This window comes from Streptomyces pactum, assembly GCF_016031615.1.
GTDB lineage: Bacteria > Actinomycetota > Actinomycetes > Streptomycetales > Streptomycetaceae > Streptomyces > Streptomyces pactus.
Genome location: NZ_JACYXC010000002.1, coordinates 275,115 through 290,323, shown reverse-complemented (window position 1 = coordinate 290,323; position 15,209 = coordinate 275,115). Strand labels below are relative to the sequence as shown.

12 protein-coding genes are annotated in these 15,209 nt (G+C 75.4%); 7 read left to right on the top strand and 5 right to left on the bottom strand.

The window, feature by feature from the left end:
• The first annotated feature begins 229 nt into the window (after nt 1-229).
• From IHE55_RS29510 to IHE55_RS29495, 4 genes are all read left to right on the top strand, one after another.
• Complete coding sequence (locus tag IHE55_RS29510) at nt 230-1,564, top strand: acyl-CoA dehydrogenase family protein (RefSeq protein WP_197992473.1); 1,335 nt, start codon at nt 230-232, stop codon at nt 1,562-1,564.
• A 488-nt stretch (nt 1,565-2,052) separates the two neighbouring features.
• Nucleotides 2,053-3,420 (top strand): TrkH family potassium uptake protein, encoded by a 1,368-nt coding sequence (locus IHE55_RS29505; RefSeq protein WP_307826940.1) that lies wholly within the window; start codon nt 2,053-2,055, stop codon nt 3,418-3,420.
• Nucleotides 3,413-4,147, top strand: coding sequence for a potassium channel family protein (locus IHE55_RS29500; RefSeq protein WP_232266979.1), 735 nt, complete (start codon nt 3,413-3,415; stop codon nt 4,145-4,147). The genes IHE55_RS29505 and IHE55_RS29500 overlap by 8 nt, the downstream gene beginning before the upstream one ends.
• Before the next feature lie 147 nt (nt 4,148-4,294).
• On the top strand, nt 4,295-5,125 hold the full coding sequence (locus IHE55_RS29495; RefSeq protein WP_307826939.1) for a histidine phosphatase family protein: 831 nt from the start codon (nt 4,295-4,297) through the stop codon (nt 5,123-5,125).
• 267 nt (nt 5,126-5,392) lie between these two features.
• On the opposite strand, the gene IHE55_RS29490 is transcribed toward IHE55_RS29495, so the two are convergent.
• Complete coding sequence (locus IHE55_RS29490) at nt 5,393-5,875, bottom strand: Lrp/AsnC family transcriptional regulator (protein WP_307826938.1); 483 nt, start codon at nt 5,873-5,875, stop codon at nt 5,393-5,395.
• 272 nt (nt 5,876-6,147) lie between these two features.
• Here IHE55_RS29490 and IHE55_RS29485 point away from each other — a divergent pair, with 272 nt between their 5' ends.
• Together IHE55_RS29485 and IHE55_RS29480 are read left to right on the top strand one after the other, a co-directional pair.
• Nucleotides 6,148-8,490: a thiamine pyrophosphate-binding protein gene (locus tag IHE55_RS29485; RefSeq protein ID WP_197992471.1), complete on the top strand. Its 2,343-nt coding sequence runs from the start codon at nt 6,148-6,150 to the stop codon at nt 8,488-8,490.
• A 137-nt stretch (nt 8,491-8,627) separates the two neighbouring features.
• Nucleotides 8,628-9,464, top strand: coding sequence for an META domain-containing protein (locus IHE55_RS29480; protein ID WP_197992470.1), 837 nt, complete (start codon nt 8,628-8,630; stop codon nt 9,462-9,464).
• A gap of 443 nt (nt 9,465-9,907) precedes the next feature.
• Here IHE55_RS29480 and IHE55_RS29475 read toward each other — a convergent pair whose 3' ends face one another.
• From IHE55_RS29475 to IHE55_RS29465, 3 genes are all read right to left on the bottom strand, one after another.
• Nucleotides 9,908-11,458, bottom strand: a complete 1,551-nt coding sequence (locus IHE55_RS29475) for a S8 family peptidase (protein WP_197992469.1) — start codon at nt 11,456-11,458, stop codon at nt 9,908-9,910.
• Nucleotides 11,459-11,615: 157 nt separating this feature from the next.
• The gene (locus IHE55_RS29470) at nt 11,616-12,119 is read right to left on the bottom strand and encodes a metallophosphoesterase family protein (RefSeq protein ID WP_197992468.1); all 504 of its coding nucleotides are present in this window, start codon (nt 12,117-12,119) and stop codon (nt 11,616-11,618) included.
• Between the two features lie 296 nt (nt 12,120-12,415).
• Complete coding sequence (locus IHE55_RS29465) at nt 12,416-12,922, bottom strand: DUF6624 domain-containing protein (protein WP_197992467.1); 507 nt, start codon at nt 12,920-12,922, stop codon at nt 12,416-12,418.
• A gap of 626 nt (nt 12,923-13,548) precedes the next feature.
• Here IHE55_RS29465 and IHE55_RS29460 point away from each other — a divergent pair.
• Nucleotides 13,549-13,749, top strand: a complete 201-nt coding sequence (locus tag IHE55_RS29460) for a hypothetical protein (protein ID WP_197992466.1) — start codon at nt 13,549-13,551, stop codon at nt 13,747-13,749.
• Nucleotides 13,750-14,036: 287 nt separating this feature from the next.
• Here IHE55_RS29460 and IHE55_RS29455 read toward each other — a convergent pair whose 3' ends face one another.
• Nucleotides 14,037-15,170 (bottom strand): threonine aldolase family protein, encoded by a 1,134-nt coding sequence (locus IHE55_RS29455; RefSeq protein ID WP_197992465.1) that lies wholly within the window; start codon nt 15,168-15,170, stop codon nt 14,037-14,039.
• Nucleotides 15,171-15,209: the final 39 nt, after the last annotated feature.

Below are 15,209 nucleotides of genomic sequence, written 5' to 3'. Positions count from 1 at the left end.
ACGCGGCCCCGGCGGGCGGGGGGGCGACGCGTCGTCCCGGATTTCGAACGGCTCGGTCCATATGGCGAACTGCCCCTTGGGGCGCGGCTCTCCCTCTGGCAGTATCCCTACCATTCCCGTGGGAAAACTGGGAATGACATCCGCTACCTGCGGTTCCGGCGTCAACGGCCCGACCACCGTCGTCGCGCGCACCTGCGGACGGCACACCCGAGGGGAAGGTGAACGGCGTATGCCGAGGCATTCCGCAGTACGGATCGGCCCCGCGCCCACGGGGTTCTCGCTCGAACGCGGCACCGGCACGGGGGCCGAGCGCCCGGCCGGCCGCCCGGGGGACCGGGTCGCCGAGCGGGCGGCCGAGCGTTTTCCCGACGACGAGTTGTGGGCCCGGGTGGCCCATGAGGTGGCGGACGACCTGGCCGTCGACGCGTCCGCCCGGGACCGGGCCGGGGAGCCGCCGTTCGACGAGGCGGGCCGGCTGCGGGAGTCGGGGCTGCCGGCGCTGCTCACGCCGCCCGGACCGGGCCGGCACGGCGCGGGCTGGCGGGCCGCCTGTGCGGTGATACGGGAGATCGCGGCGGCGGACGGCTCCATCGGCGAGCTGCTGGCCCACCACTACGTCCTGGCCTGGAGCGCCCGGTTCTTCGGCACCCCCGAGAGCGCCGCGGCGCTGGAGTCGGCCACCGCCCGGCGGCGGTGGCTGCTGGGCGGCGGTGTCGAGCCGTTCGAGCCCGGCGCCGGCCCCGGACTGACCCTCACCCCGGCCGACGGCGGGTTCGTCCTCAACGGGCGGCGGAGCTTCGCGGCGGGCGTCACCGTCGCCGACCGGCTGGTGGTCGGCGCCCGTTCGGCCGAGACCGGCGAGTCACTGGTCGCGCTGGTGGACCCGGCGCACCCGGGGGTGTCCACCGAGCGCGCGCCGGAGCGGCTCGGCCAGCGGCTCACCGGGGCCGGCAGCGCCGGTTTCGACGATGTGCCGGTGGACCGGGACCAGTTGCTGGGCGTGGTGCCGCGGGACGAGCACGACGCCCCCGCCCACGCCACGCTCGCCCCGCTGGCGCTGCAACTCGCCCTGGTCCACGTCGGACTGGGCATCGCGGAGGGGGCGCTGGCGGAGGCCCGCGACGTCAGCCGGGCGGGCTGGTCGGCGGCGCCGTGGCGGGACGGCGGCCGGCCGGAACGGCCCGGCGAGGACCCGTATCTGCTGCTGGCCTACGGCGAGCTGGCCACCGCCGCGCACGCCGCGGCGGCGGTGCTGGAACGGGCGACGGAGGCGCTGGAGCGGGGCCTCCTCGCGGGGCCCGACCTCGGCGTGGACGAGCGCGCCGACATCGCGGTGCTGGTCGCCGCGGCCGAGGCGGTGACCAGCCGGGCCGCGGTGCACATCACCACCCGGGTGCTGGAGCTGACCGACGGTTCCGGATCCTTCCCCGGCGGCCCGGGGTTCGACCGCTTCTGGCGCAACGCCCGGGTGCTCACCGCGCACGGCTCCCCGGCGCACCGGCTGCGGGACATCGGTGACCACTACCTCAACGGCGCCCACCCCCGGCTGACGCCGCGCGGCTGACCGCGCACGGACCGCTCACCGCACCGTCTCCCGGGCGCTCCCCCGCCCCGGCCGGCCCCCACGGCGCTCCCGGCCACCCGGCCCGGGACCGTCGCGGCAGGGGCGCCCGGACCGCCTCTTCCGTGCGGGGCGTCCCCGCGGTGCGCCGGCCGTCCCCGCCCCTCACCCCTCCCGACGGCGGCGGCGCCCCGGGACACCGCCGCACCGGGCCCGGGCGCCTGCGCGCTCCCCGTACCGGCCGGCCCCGCGGCGCCCCGGCCGTCCCTCCTCCCACCCGGTCCGGCGTTCGGTCGAGCCCCGGCCGGCGGTCCCGTGGCCGGCGCGCCCCTCCCCCGGCGCCGGGTGCCGGGCCGCTCGGCGCGCCGACGGTGCGCCGGCCGCCGGCCGGGGCCCGGCTCGCCCGCGTCCGGGTACGCGGGCCCAACGCCACATGCGGTTAAAGTCTGATTTGACACGTGTTCAAGGGGTGTGTACGAGGAGACCTGCCGGTGGACCGTCGCGTGCGGGTGCTGCTCCGCCTGTTCACCGCGCATCCGGCGCGCACCGTCGTCCTCGCCTTCGCCGTGGCGGTGCTGGTCGGCACCGGGCTGCTGGCGCTGCCCGCGGCCGCCGCGCACGGCGGCTCGTCCGGCGCCCTCACCTCCCTGTTCACCGCGGTCTCGGCGGTCTGCGTCACCGGGCTGGCGGTGGTGGACACCGGTGCCCACTGGAGCGGTTTCGGCGAGGGCGTCATCCTCGGCCTGATCCAGGTCGGTGGCTTCGGCATCATGACCCTGGCCTCGCTGCTGGCGCTGCTGGTCTCCGGCCGGCTGCGGCTGCGGCTGCAGCTCACCGCCCAGGCGGAGACCCGGAGCCTGGGCATCGGGCAGACCCGCCGGGTGCTGCTGGGGGTGGCCGGGACCACCGCGGTGGTGGAGCTGGTGGTGGCGGCCGTCCTCGCGCTCCGCTTCGGCGTGCGCTACGGCCGGTCCCCGGCGGACGCCGCGTACCACGGGCTCTTCACCGCCGTGTCGGCCTTCAACAACGCCGGATTCGGGCTGGACGCGACGAATCTGACGCCCTACCAGCGGGACCCCTGGGTGGTGCTGCCGGTCGCCGTCGCCGTCATCCTCGGCGGGCTGGGCTTCCCGGTCCTGCTGGAGCTGTTGCGCCACCGGCACCGGCGGCGCGCCGGCCGGCGGGCCTGGTCCCTGCACACCCGGCTCACGCTGCTCACCACCGGGCTGCTGCTGGCCGTCGGCACGGCCGTCACCTGTGCGCTGGAGTGGACCAACGCCGGCACCCTGGGCCCGTTCGGCACCGGGGACAAGCTGCTGAACGGTTTCTTCGCCGCCGCCATGACCCGGACCGCGGGTTTCAACAGCATCGACATCGGCGCTCTGGAGCCCGCGACCCTGCTGTTCAGCTGTGTGCTGATGTTCATCGGCGGCGGCAGCGCGGGCACCGCCGGCGGCATCAAGATCACCACGTTCGCGGTGCTGGCCGCCGCCATCGTCGCCGAGGTGCGCGGCGAGCGGGACTCGGTGATCCTCGGCCGGCGGCTGTCGTCCCAGGTGCTGCGGCAGGCGCTCACGGTGGCGCTGCTGGGGGTGGGCCTGGTGATGTCCGCCACGATGGTGCTGCTGACCGTGACGGACGAGATGTTCGAGGCGGTGCTCTTCGAAGCCGTCTCCGCCTTCGGCACGGTGGGGCTGACCACCGGCATCACCACCGAGCTGCCCGCCTCCGGGCGACTGGTCCTGGTCCTGCTGATGTTCGTGGGCCGGCTCGGCCCGGTCACCCTGGTCTCCGCGCTCGCCCTGCGGGAGCGGACCCGCCGTTACCAGCTGCCCGAGGAGCGACCCGTCATTGGCTGAGCACCCGACCCCGGCAGGTCACCTGCGCGCCCTGTTCCGCCGGCGCCGGCGGCGGACGGACGGGCCCGCGCTCCCCCGGGAGCAGCGGGTCGCCGTCATCGGCCTGGGCCGGTTCGGCCGGTCGCTCGCCGGCGAGCTGATGCGGCACGGCTGGGACGTGCTGGGGGTGGACGTCGACGACCGGGTGGTGCGGCGCCACAGCGAGCTGCTCACCCACGCGGTGGTGGCCGACGGCACCGACCCGGAGGCGCTGGCGCAGCTGGGGGTCCACGAGTTCACCAGCGCCGTGGTGGGCATCGGCAGCGCCGTCGAGGCGAGCATGCTGGTGACGTCCAACCTGGTGGACGCGGGGGTGCCCAACATCTGGGGGATGGCGGTCAGCCGCCAGCACGGTCAGGTGCTGGAGCGTCTGGGCGCCCACCACGTGGTGCTGCCCGAGCACGAGATGGGCGAGCGGGTGGCCCATCTGGTGACCGGGCGGATGCTGGACTTCATCCGGTTCGACAGCGACTACGCGCTGGTGAAGACGATCGCGCCGAGTGTGGTGCGCGGGATCCCGCTGGGCGAGAGCCGGCTGCGCAGCGTCTACGGCGTCACCATCGTGGGGATCAAGCGGCTGGGTGAGAACTTCACCCACGCCACGGCCGAGACGGTGGTGCACCAGGGCGACGTCATCATCGTCACCGGCCGGACGTCCGCCGTGGAGAACTTCTCCGCGCTGCGCTGAGCCGGCCGGCGCGCGGAGCGGCGGCGGGCCCGCACACCGGCCGTGGCCGGTGCCCGCCGCGTCCGGGCCGTCCGGGCCGTCCGGATCGTCCGGCCGGCAGTCCGTCCCGTACGAGTCCGTCCCGTACGAACCGAGGAGGTGTCCGTCGTGACCGAGCCGTCGTCGGCCGCGGAGCGGGGGGAACCGCCGGTCCACCGTCACCGGCTGGGCGGGCTGACCGCGGTGCGCCACGCCGAGAGCGTGGCCAACGAGCGTTTCGCCGCGGCGGCGCGCGGCGCGACGGACCGGCACCGCCCGCCGGACCGGGAGTCGGATGCCCAAGTGCCGCTGTGGGAGGCGGACGCCCTGGTGCCGCTGTCCGATCGCGGGGTCCGGCAGGCGGTCACGCTCGGGGCCTGGCTCGCGGCACTCCTCCCGGCCCACCGCCCGGACCTGGTGCTCTGCTCCCCGTACCGCCGGGCACGGCAGACCTGGTCGGTCATGGCCCGGGAGGCGGCCCGGCGCGGCCACCCGGCGGCGCGACCGCTGTTCGACGCGCGGCTGCGCGACCGGGAGATGGGCGTCTTCGAGCTGCTCACCCCCGCCGCGATCGCGGCCGCCGCCCCGGAGGAGGCGCGGCGCCGGGCCCGTACCGGGGAGTGGTTCTACCGCCCGCCGGGGGGCGAGTCGCACGCCGATGTGGCGCTGCGGGTCGGCGACCTGCTGACCCGGCTGGACGCGGTGGCCGGCGGAGCGCGGGTCCTGGTGGTGGCGCACGACGCCGTGGTGACGGCGCTGCGGCACGTGCTGGACGGCATCGGTGCCCCGGTGCCGGAGGACCTGCCGCCGGTGCCCAACGCCTCGGTGACCCGCTGGGTGGCGGACCGGGGCCGGCTGCGGCTGGAGGTGTTCGGTGACACCGGCCACCTCGGCGACACCGGCCACCCCGGCGGCACGGGCCACCCCGGCGATACCGGCCGGCCGGGTGGGGACGGGTGACCGGGCGGGCGGAGCCGGGACCGTCGGCCGGTCCGGGGCCGCGACCGGCACGACGGACCGGCGGGCCCGGCGGACCGGGCCGGCGCAACAGGACCGGGCCGGCGCGGCCGGAGCGGACGGATGCGGCGATCCCGGCGGACCTCACCGCTCACCGTCCCCGCGGCTCCCACCCGTTGCCGGAACCGCAGGGCTCACCGGATTCCGGGACCACAGGGCTCACCGGATGCCGGGACCGCAGGACTCACCGGGTGCCGGAACCGTGGCCGCTCACCGGGTGCCGGCCGCGCGCCGCAGCAGCGGGGTGATCCGGTAGTCGACCAGTTGCCGCATCACCAGCGCGGTGTTGGTCCGTTCCACGCCCGGGATGCCCAGGATCTGGTCGGCGACGCGGTAGAGGTCGTCGGCGTCCTTGGCGACCACGTGCACCAGCAGGTCGGTCTGCCCGCTCAGCCCGTGCACCTGGAGCACCTCGGGGATGCCGGCGAGGGCGGTCGCCACCCCGTCCATCCGGCGCTGGGTGACCTGGGTGGTGATGAACGCGGTGAGCGGGTAGCCGAGGACCGCCGGGTCCACGCACCGCTCGAAGGACTGCAGGGCACCGTGCTGTTCGAATCCGCTCAGGCGGGCCTGGACGGTGTTCCGGGACAGGCCGGCCTGTTCGGCGAGGGCGATGGTGGTGGCCCGGGGCTGGCCGGCGAGCGCGAGCAGCAGGCGGGCGTCGGTGGGATCGATCGTGCGGCCACTGGGCACAGTGCACTCCCTGGCGGGTCGGGACGGCGGGCGGTTGAGCATTCTGCTCAAATATCATCGCCGGTCTTGTGCACATCATCGGGCCGTGCTGTCCTCATACGCACCAAGTGCCTACGAGGAGCATGGAGCGCCGGTCGGCCGTGACGCGGTCGGCGCGCCGCCGAGACGCCCTCGCGCCGCACGGAGCCTCCACGTACCGCTCGGGGCACCGCACCCTCGAAGGTCGCCGTCCCGTGCGGGGCGGTGACCCGTCCCTGGAGGCCCGTCAGTCCATGACCAGCGCAACCCCCCTCAGTCAGCAGCCCGGCACCGACCTGGCCGGTTCCGGGTCCGACGACGTCCTGCGCGACGTCGAACAGCGGGTGCTGTGGCTGTCCAGCGCGATCGTGCACCACGCCAACCGGGTGCGCCCCAACCCCTCGGGGCTGAAGGTGGGCGGCCACCAGGCGTCGTCCGCGTCCATGGTGTCGATCATGTCCACGCTCTGGTTCCGGCACCTGCGGGCGGAGGACCGGGTGTCGGTGAAGCCGCACGCCTCGCCGGTGCTCCATGCGGTCAACTACCTGCTCGGCGAGCTGGACGAGTCCTATCTGACCACGCTGCGCGCGTTCGGCGGCCTGCAGAGCTACCCCAGCCGCTCCAAGGACCCCGATCCGGTGGACTACTCCACCGGATCGGTGGGCATCGGGGCCACCGCGACCATCTGGGGCGCGCTGGCACGCCGCTATGTGGAGAACACCACGGGTCGCGGCGGCCGGGGACGGCAGTACGCCCTGGTGGGCGACGCCGAACTGGACGAGGGCGCGGTGTGGGAGGCGGTGCTCGACCCGGCGGTGGCCGAGCTGGGCGAGCTGGTGTGGGTGGTGGACCTCAACCGGCAGTCGCTGGACCGGGTCGTGCCGGTGCTGGCCGCCGACCGGCTGCAGGGGATGTTCGCCGCGGCGGGCTGGCAGGTGCTGAACGTGAAGTACGGCCGGCTGCTGGAGGAGCTGTTCGGCCGTCCGGGCGGCGCCGAGCTGCGGCGGCGCATCGACGCGATGCCGAACGCGGAGTTCCAGCGGCTGCTGCGCTGTGCCGCGGGCGAGCTGCGGCGGCGGCTGCCGGGGGACGGTCCCGGGGCGGGCGCGATCGCCGGGCTGCTGGCGGAGCTGGACGACGCCACGCTGGTGCGGGCCCTGCGCAACCTGGGCGGGCACGACCTGGCCGCGCTGGACGCCGCGTTCGCCGCGATCGACGACGACCGGCCCACGGTGATCTTCGCCTACACCGTCAAGGGCCACGGGCTGCCCACCGAGGGCCATCCGCAGAACCACTCCTCGCTGCTGACGACGGAGCAGATGACGGAGCTGGCCGCGCGGGTGGGTGCCGACCCGGACCGGCCGTGGGCGCGGTTCCCGGCCGGTTCCGCGGCGGCCGAGCTGTGCGCGCGGACGGCGGCCCGGCTGTCCCGGCGGCAGCCGGCCGCGGCGCCGGTGCCGGAGCTCCCGGTGGACCTGGGGCGGACGCCGAGCGGGGTGGCGACGACCCAGGCCGCGCTGGGCCGGGCGCTGCTCGACCTCACCCGGCAGGCCCCGGAGGCGGCCCGCCGGGTCGTCACGGTCAGCCCGGACGTCTCCTCCTCCACCAACCTGGGCGGCTGGGTCAACAAGGTGGGGGTGTGGTCCAGCACCGAGCGGGTGGACTGGTTCGCCGACGACGCGGAGACCATCCTGCACTGGCGCGAGAAGCCGACGGGCCAGCACATCGAGCTGGGCATCGCGGAGACCAACCTGGTCGGTCTCCTCGGCGAGCTGGGCGCCACCTGGAGCCGGTGGGGGGAGCCGCTGCTGCCCATCGGCGTGATGTACGACCCGTTCGTCACGCGGGCGCTGGAGCCGTGGTCGTTCGGCATCTACGCGGGCGGCCAGTCCATCCTGGTCGGTACCCCCTCGGGGGTGACCCTGGCCCCGGAGGGCGGGGCGCACCAGTCGATCACCACCCCGTCGATCGGCATCGAGCAGCCGGGCTGCGTCACCTACGAGCCGGCGTTCGCCGTGGACGCGGAGTGGACGCTGCTGGCCTCGCTCGCCCGGCTGGGCCGACCCGACGGCTGCTCGGCCTACCTGCGGCTGTCCACCCGGCCGGTGGACCAGACGCTGGCCGCGGTGCCCGCCGACCCGGCGGCCCGGGAGCGGCGGCGCCGGCAGGTGGTGGCGGGGGGTTACGCGCTGCGCCGCCGGGCGGACGCCACCGTGACGATCGCGGCCATGGGCGCGATGATGACCGAGGCGCTGGCCGCGGCCGACCGGCTGGAGCAGGCGGGCACGGTGGCGGACGTGGTCTGTGTGACCAGCCCCGGGCTGCTCCACCAGGCGCTCCAGGCCCGGCACGGCCAGGGTGCGGGCGACACCTGGATCCTCGACCAGCTCTTCCCCGCCGCCCGGCCGACGCCGCTGGTCACCGTGGTGGACGGGCACCCGCACACGCTGGCCTTCCTGGCCACCGTGCGGCAGGTGCCGCACCGGGCGCTGGGGGTGACCCGGTTCGGCCAGTCCGGGTCGCTGGAGGAGGTCTACCGGTACCACGGGATCGACGCCGACAGCATCGTCCGGGCCGCGCTGGACCTGACCGAGTAACGGCGTCCCGGCCGGGGGCGTGGCGGCCCGCGCCCCCGGCCGCACCGCCCGGCGGGGCACACCGGCAGTGGCGGTCACCGGCTCGGCCGCGTCCGGTGCCGGTGGAACCGGTTCGGGCCCGGCCACGTCACACCGGCGTGAAGCGACACACCAAGGCGACATACACCGCCGCGGCCGTGGTCTGCGGGGCAGTCCTGGCCGCCTGCGGCAGCGGGTCCGACGACACCGAGACGGTGGGGAGCGACGTCCAGGTGACGGGCGTGCGCTGGGTCCCCCGGAGCGTCACCGTGGACGGCGCGACCCACCGGCGGCCGTCCGACGCCGAGGCCCACATCACCTTCGACCTCACCGAGAAGAAGGGGCCGGGCGGCGGTTCCGGCGGCAGTCCGGGCTGCAACCACCTGGGCGCCGACGTGGACGTCGACGGCGACACCGTGAACATCCGCGACACCGCCCTGACCGCCATGGCCTGTACGGGTGAGCGCCAGCGGTTCGAGGACAGGTTCATGAAGGTGTTCACCGGCAAGCTCACGGCGAAGGTCTCCGGCGGCGGCGAGCGGCTCACCCTGTCCAAGGACAACGGTGACCGGATCGAGTTCGACGCCCGGGAGGAGAAGCCGGCCGAGCCCCTGAAGGGCACCCGGTGGACGGTGACCGGCTTCTCGGAAGGGCAGACCACCCGGTCGCTGCCGGCCGGCACCGCGGGCCGGGCGCACTTCACGCTGGACCGGGACGGGCAGGTCACCGGCAGTCTGGGCTGCAACACCTTCAGCGCCGACGCGGTGGTCGAGGGCGGCCGGATCGAGTTCGGTCCGCTCGCCAGCACCCGCAAGGCGTGCCCCGGGCCGGCGACGGAGGTCGAGAACCGGGTCCGCGAGGTGCTCACCGACGGGCCGGTCCGCTACCGGCAGGACGACGGCGGCCTCTTGCTGACCGCCGCCTCCGGCAAGGGGGTCACGGCGACCGCGAAGTGAGGCGGCCGGCCACCGTGTGTGGTTACCCCGGCGGTCGCGGCCGGAGCCGCCACGCTCCCGCCGGCTGCCGCGTCCCGCCGGGGTGGCCGTACGCCGGCGGAGGCGCCGCACCCGGCCGGGCTGCCGCACCGGCGCGGTGCCGGACGCGGGCGGCCGCGGGCGGCAGGTGACCGCCACGGCTGGTGGCCGGTGCACGGTGGCGGCCCCGGCCGGTGGCGAGTGGTCCCGTGACGGCCCGGCCCCGGGCCGCGCCTGCCCGAAAGTGGCGGGCCCGGCCGCCGACGGGTGAGCCGGTGACAGCCGGCCGGTGACCCGCGGCGGCGGAAGCGGGCGCGCGTCCGCTCAGGGAACCGCCCCCGCCGGGACCCCGGCGGGGGCGGGCCGCGTCGGCACCATCGGTGCGGACGGTCGCGCCGGACCCGCGGCCCGGCGCGACCGGGCGGTCACTTCTCGACCGCGTCCAGGGCGTCGGCCATGCCGGCACCGTAGAAGTTGGTGCCGTCGGCGTCCGCCTGGCACACCGCGTCGGTCTTGCCGTCGCCGTCCAGGTCGTACGAGGTCGGGCACGCCATGGGGTCCGCCTGGCCCAGGAGCAGCCGCTTGACCTGCTGCGGCGAGGCGTTGGGGTGGGTGCTCTTGATGAGCGCCGCGACACCGGCCACGTGCGGGGAGGCCATGGAGGTGCCGGCCGCGTAGCCGTAGCCGCCGCCGGGCACCGTGCTCAGGATGCGCCCGTCCACGGCCGGGGCATCCGGCTTCTGGAAACGGGTGGCGTCGCCGCCGGGCGCCGCGATGTCGATGACGCCGAGCCCGTAGTTGGAGAAGGAGGACTTCAGGCCCTTGGCGCCGGTCGAGGAGACGGTGAGCACGCCGTCCACCTGGCGCGGGAGGTCGAGGCAGACCGACGGGTCGATCTCCCGGGGGCCGGGGACGGTGTCGTTGGGGCTGGACTTGTCGAGGATGGTGTCGGCGGCCAGGTCGAAGGCGGAGTTGCCGGCCGCGGCCACGTTCACCGCGCCCTTGCGCTCGGCGTACCGGGTCGCCCGGGAGACCGCCTCGACCAGGGCCTTCTGGTCGGGGTCGGTGGTGCAGTTGAACATCCACGGGTCGACGTAGTAGCTGTTGTTGGTGATGTCCGCGCCGTGCTCGGCCGCCCACACGAAGCCGCAGACCACCGCCTCGGTGTAGAACATGCCGTCGTTCTGGGTGGAGACCTTGATGCCGGCGACCTTGACGCCGGGCGCGACGCCGGTGACGCCGGTGCCGTTCTTCGCCGCGGCGATGGTGCCCGCGACGTGGGTGCCGTGCGAGCTGCCGCCGGTGGCGTACGGGCGCCAGGCGCCGTCCGCGGTGTTCGGCTTGCCGCCGACGCAGTCCACCGACGCGGCCCGGTCGAAGTTGGGGGCGAGGTCCGGGTGGGTGTCGTCCACGCCGGTGTCGATGACGGCGACGGTGACGTCCCGGCTGCCCAGGCTCTTCTGGTGCGCCTTGTCCGCCTTGATGGCGGGCAGGTCCCACTGGAGCGGCTCCATCGGGTCCTGGCCGGCCTCCGCCTGCGCGGCGGCGGCCGCGGCCTGCTCGGCGGTGAGCGGCTGGGCGGCGGCGCCGGCGCCGGTGGCGCCCTGCGCGGCGATCGGGGCGGTGCGGGTGGCCCCCGCGGAGTCCACGTGCTTGACGTCGCGTATCTTCGCGGCGAAGCCGGGGTCGGTCGCGTGGACGACGATGACGCCGATCTGGTCGTAGGCCATCACGATGGTGCCGCCGGCCCGGACGATCGCCTTCTTGACCGGGGCGAGGTGCCCCTTGCCCTTCTTGACGTTGACCACGTAGCTCAGCTTCTCCCCGGCGGCCGCCGGCGCGGCGGTGGTGTCCGCGGCCGTGCCCCGGTCCGCGGAGGTCGCCGAGGCCGTGGCGGGAAGGAAGGCCAGCGCGGTGGCCATGGCCATGCCGACGGGAACGACGACGCGGCGCATGCGCGAAGAGCGCGAGGTCATGAGGTCTCCACTTCGTCCTGGTCCGGACCGGACGGAGCCGCCCGATTACCGGATGGTGTTGACGGACGAAGCTAGCCATCGAACTCATGGACGATCAAGGGTCGCATCGATGACGGTTGTGCAACGAAAGCCGCGTCCCCGGCCCGACGGGACGGGGTCAGCCGGGGTGCGGCAGCCGGTGCAGCTCCACCTCGGTGAGCCGCCCCTCCGACACCCGCGCCGTCATGTAGGTGCGGTACGGCTGGCGCCTGCGGTCCGTCGGGGAGCCGGGGTTGAGCAGTCGCAGCCCGCTCCCGGCGGTGGTGTCCCACGGGATGTGGCTGTGGCCGAACACCAGGACGTCCAGGTCCGGGAACCGGTGGGCGCAGCGGCTCTCCCGGCCCCGGGCCGGGCCGGTCTCGTGGACCACGCCGAACCGCAGCCCGCCCAGCTCGGCGAAGGCCACCTCCGGCAGCATGGCCCGCAGTTCGGGACCGTCGTTGTTGCCGTGGACCCCGATCAGCCGCCGCGCGCGGGACCGCAGCAGCTCCACGGTGGCGGTGTCGACCCAGTCGCCGGCGTGGATCACCACATCGGCGCGGGGCACCTCGTCGAGGAGCCCGGCCGGGAGGGCCCGGGCGCGGACCGGTACGTGGGTGTCGGACATCAGCAGCAGGCGCACGGTGCGACGGTATCCGGCGCCCGGCGCCGCGGGACCGTGGGACACGGTGGCGCTCCAGCGCCTCCGTGGCGGCCTGGTGCGGTCGGCGGTCGGTCGGGGCCCTCCGGTCCCACGGTGCGTCGGGCGCCGCTGACCCGACGGCGAGCGGAGACCCCCGCGACTCCGTACCGCCGGGCCTGCGGGCCGGAACGGCGCCACGGAGGGCAGGGCCGCCGGGTCCCGCGGGGGGACGCCGGCCCGGGCGGTCCGCCCCGGGCCGGCAGTAGCAGCGAGCCGGATGCGACCGGCACAGGGGGTCAGGTGATGGAGAACCTGGCGACGTACGCGTCGAAGGGCTCGATGCCGACCTCCGCACGGAGTTCGTCCATGCGATCGGGCTCCTCACAGGGCCACGGAACCGGCGCACCGTCCTTCACGCCGGCGATCTGCGTGCCGTAGATCTGCTTGCGGCCCTCGTTGACCAACGTGCGGTCGCGCAGGAAGGCCAGCTCGCGCGGGGCGGCCTTGCCTTCCGACACCGCCTGCTGCATCAGCTGGAGGGCGCGGCGCTGGACGTCGAGCTGCCGGTCGGCGTGCTGAGCGATGAGCCATGCCGCGCGTGCGGCGTCCTCGCCGACCAGTTCAGCCGTCGGCCAGCCGTACTCGTCCATGATCTCGCGCAGGCGGTCACCGTGCCGGGCGGTCAGTCGCCGCCAGGCCAACTGCTCGGCAGGGTCGTCGCTGTTGGCGCGGACCGCCGACCGGTGATCGGCCGCAGCCATCTCCGTGAGTTCCGCCCTCAGTGCGGCAACGTCGTGCGTCACTTACGAATCTCCCGGGTCGGGTCGGTGCTGTGCGTCCGCCGGCAAGCCTAGAGGCGCACCTCGGGCGTGAAGATCATTCCGGAGAACGGTGACAGGCGTCTCGCCGCGCCGAGATAATGGATCCATTGCCCGGAGCCGGAGCCGACTGCTGCGACGGTCGTGAAGCCCCTGGACGATGTTCCGGGTGAGGACGGGCACACCGTGGCGGGACCTTCCGGAGATCCGGCCGTCACATGACCCGCCGGCCCTGCCCGGGCGCCGTGATCGTCATGTCGGTACACGGCGTGTGTCCGCTGCCGGCCTCCGGCGGGGCGTCGGTCATCCGGGCCGGTGCCTCGTCCGTTCCGGTGGCCGCTATGCTGACGCCGGTTCTCCCGGGGGCTCGTTTCGCGAGGTCACCTGCGGGATCCACAGCAGTTCAGCAGGACACGACCGACTCCATGTACTCCACCGGCCGACCGTGCCGGAAGCCTGCGTCGGCGGCTTCCCGCGGAGCCGGCCGGAACCTCGGACGCTCCTGCCCGGCAGGTCATGACCAGCCTGCCCGCCGCCGACGGAGGGCCGGGACGGCACCGCCGGTGGAACCGGGCACGCACGCCGTGCCGGCACGACGGAAGGATGGTTCCATGGCGAGGTGCGGCAAGTGCGGGGGGCGGAAGCGCTGGTGGCGCAGAACCTGCTCCCGCTGCCGAACGGGGTACGACCGGGCGGAGACGGCGGCGGACGCCGGCGGGTACGTCGCGGACGCGGCGGAGCTGGGCGTCTTCCGGATGATCGGTCACGCGCTGGCGGGCTTCGGCCGCCTCATAGCCCGCATCCTCAACTGATCCGGTCCGCCGGACGTCGGCCCCCGCCCGCCCTCGCGGCGGGCTGCGGGCGGGGGCGTCCGGGCCGGCGCGGGGCCCGCGGCACCGGGCGGCCGGGGCGGGGCCGGTGGCGCCGCACCGGCCGTGCCCGTCCCCGTCTTCGGGGTCTTCGGGGTGAAGGCGGGGCCGGGTGGCAGGCACGGCCCGTCGCCCGGACCGGTCCTGCACCCCGGGCGCGGCCCGTCGGTTGGATCTCTTCCCGCGGCCCGCCGGCCGGAGGGCCGGGGGTCAGCGGGCCGGGGCCGGGGTCAGCCGGCCGGCGCGGCGGCGCGGCGGACGTACTCCAGGAACGTCCCGGTCGCCTCGGCGACGTCCTGGGCACTCCACTCCAGCGCCGAGGCGGCGACCGTCACCTCGGTGACCGCCACCCCCGGCAGCCCGGAGCCGGACCAGGTACCGAAGACGCTGGTCCGGGTCTCCTCGGCCTGTGCGAGGCCGGCCGCGTTCAGCACCCGGGCCGGGTACGGCAGCCAGAGCCGGAACTGGTGGGTGTGCGGCGGGTCCGGGTGGATGCGGAAGAAGCCCCCCGCTCCCTCCAGCGCCTCGCCGAGTGCGGCGGCGACCGTCGCGGCGTGCGCCACGTACTCCGGGAGCCGGGGCAGTTCCCGGTTCAGGCCGTCGAGCGCCGCCACGACCGCCGGCCACTGCTGGTGGAGCAGCCCGCCGTACCGGTGCCGCCACGCCTTGGCCTCGGCCACCAGGTCCGCGGACGCGGCGAGGGCGGCGCCGGAGATTCCTCCGAGCGACTTGTAGAACGACACGTAGCAGCTGTCCGCCAGCTCGGCCACCTCCGGCAGCGGGCGCCCGAAGTGCGGCGCGCACTCCCACAGGCGGGCGCCGTCGAAGTGGACCACCGCGTCCCGCTCCCGCGCCGCCTCGACGGTGTCGCACAGCTCGTCCCAGGTGGGCAGCACGAAGCCGGCGTCGCGCAGCGGCAGTTCCAGCATCAGGGTGCCGAACGGCTCGTCGAGGTCGCGGACCTCCGCCGCGTTCGGCAGCCGCGGTTCGGTGGTGGGGTGGACGGTGCGCAGCCCGGTGAGGACCGACAGCGCGTCCCGTTCGTGCACCTCCGGGTGGGCCAGCGGGTGGAGCGCCACGGTGTCGCTGCCGGTCCGCCCCGCCCAGCAACGCAGCGCCACCTGCTGGGCCATCGTGCCGGTGGGGAAGAACGCCGCGTCCTCCGCGGCCAGCAGGTCCGCCACCCGCCGCTCCAGTTCGGCCACCACCCCGTCCCCGTAGAGGTCGGGCTGCGCGTCCAGGCCCTCGTGGCGGGCGAGCGAGGCCAGCCGTTCCCGCATCGTGGGGCGTTTGCCGGTGGAGAGCACCCGGTCGCACGCGTTGACCGCGGCCAGCCGCCGCGCCTTGTCCTGCGTCGATTCCATGGGAGCATCTTCGGTGCTCCGGCCGCGCGGAGGCACCCC

Excerpts from the sequence above, each read along its gene's own strand:
- IHE55_RS29510 (WP_197992473.1), top strand. The coding sequence starts at position 230 with ATGCCGAGGCATTCCGCAGTACGGATCGGCCCCGCGCCCACGGGGTTC.
- IHE55_RS29485 (WP_197992471.1), top strand. The coding sequence starts at position 6,148 with ATGACCAGCGCAACCCCCCTCAGTCAGCAGCCCGGCACCGACCTGGCC.
- IHE55_RS29475 (WP_197992469.1), bottom strand. The coding sequence starts at position 11,458 with ATGACCTCGCGCTCTTCGCGCATGCGCCGCGTCGTCGTTCCCGTCGGC.
- IHE55_RS29460 (WP_197992466.1), top strand. The coding sequence starts at position 13,549 with ATGGCGAGGTGCGGCAAGTGCGGGGGGCGGAAGCGCTGGTGGCGCAGA.
- IHE55_RS29455 (WP_197992465.1), bottom strand. The coding sequence starts at position 15,170 with ATGGAATCGACGCAGGACAAGGCGCGGCGGCTGGCCGCGGTCAACGCG.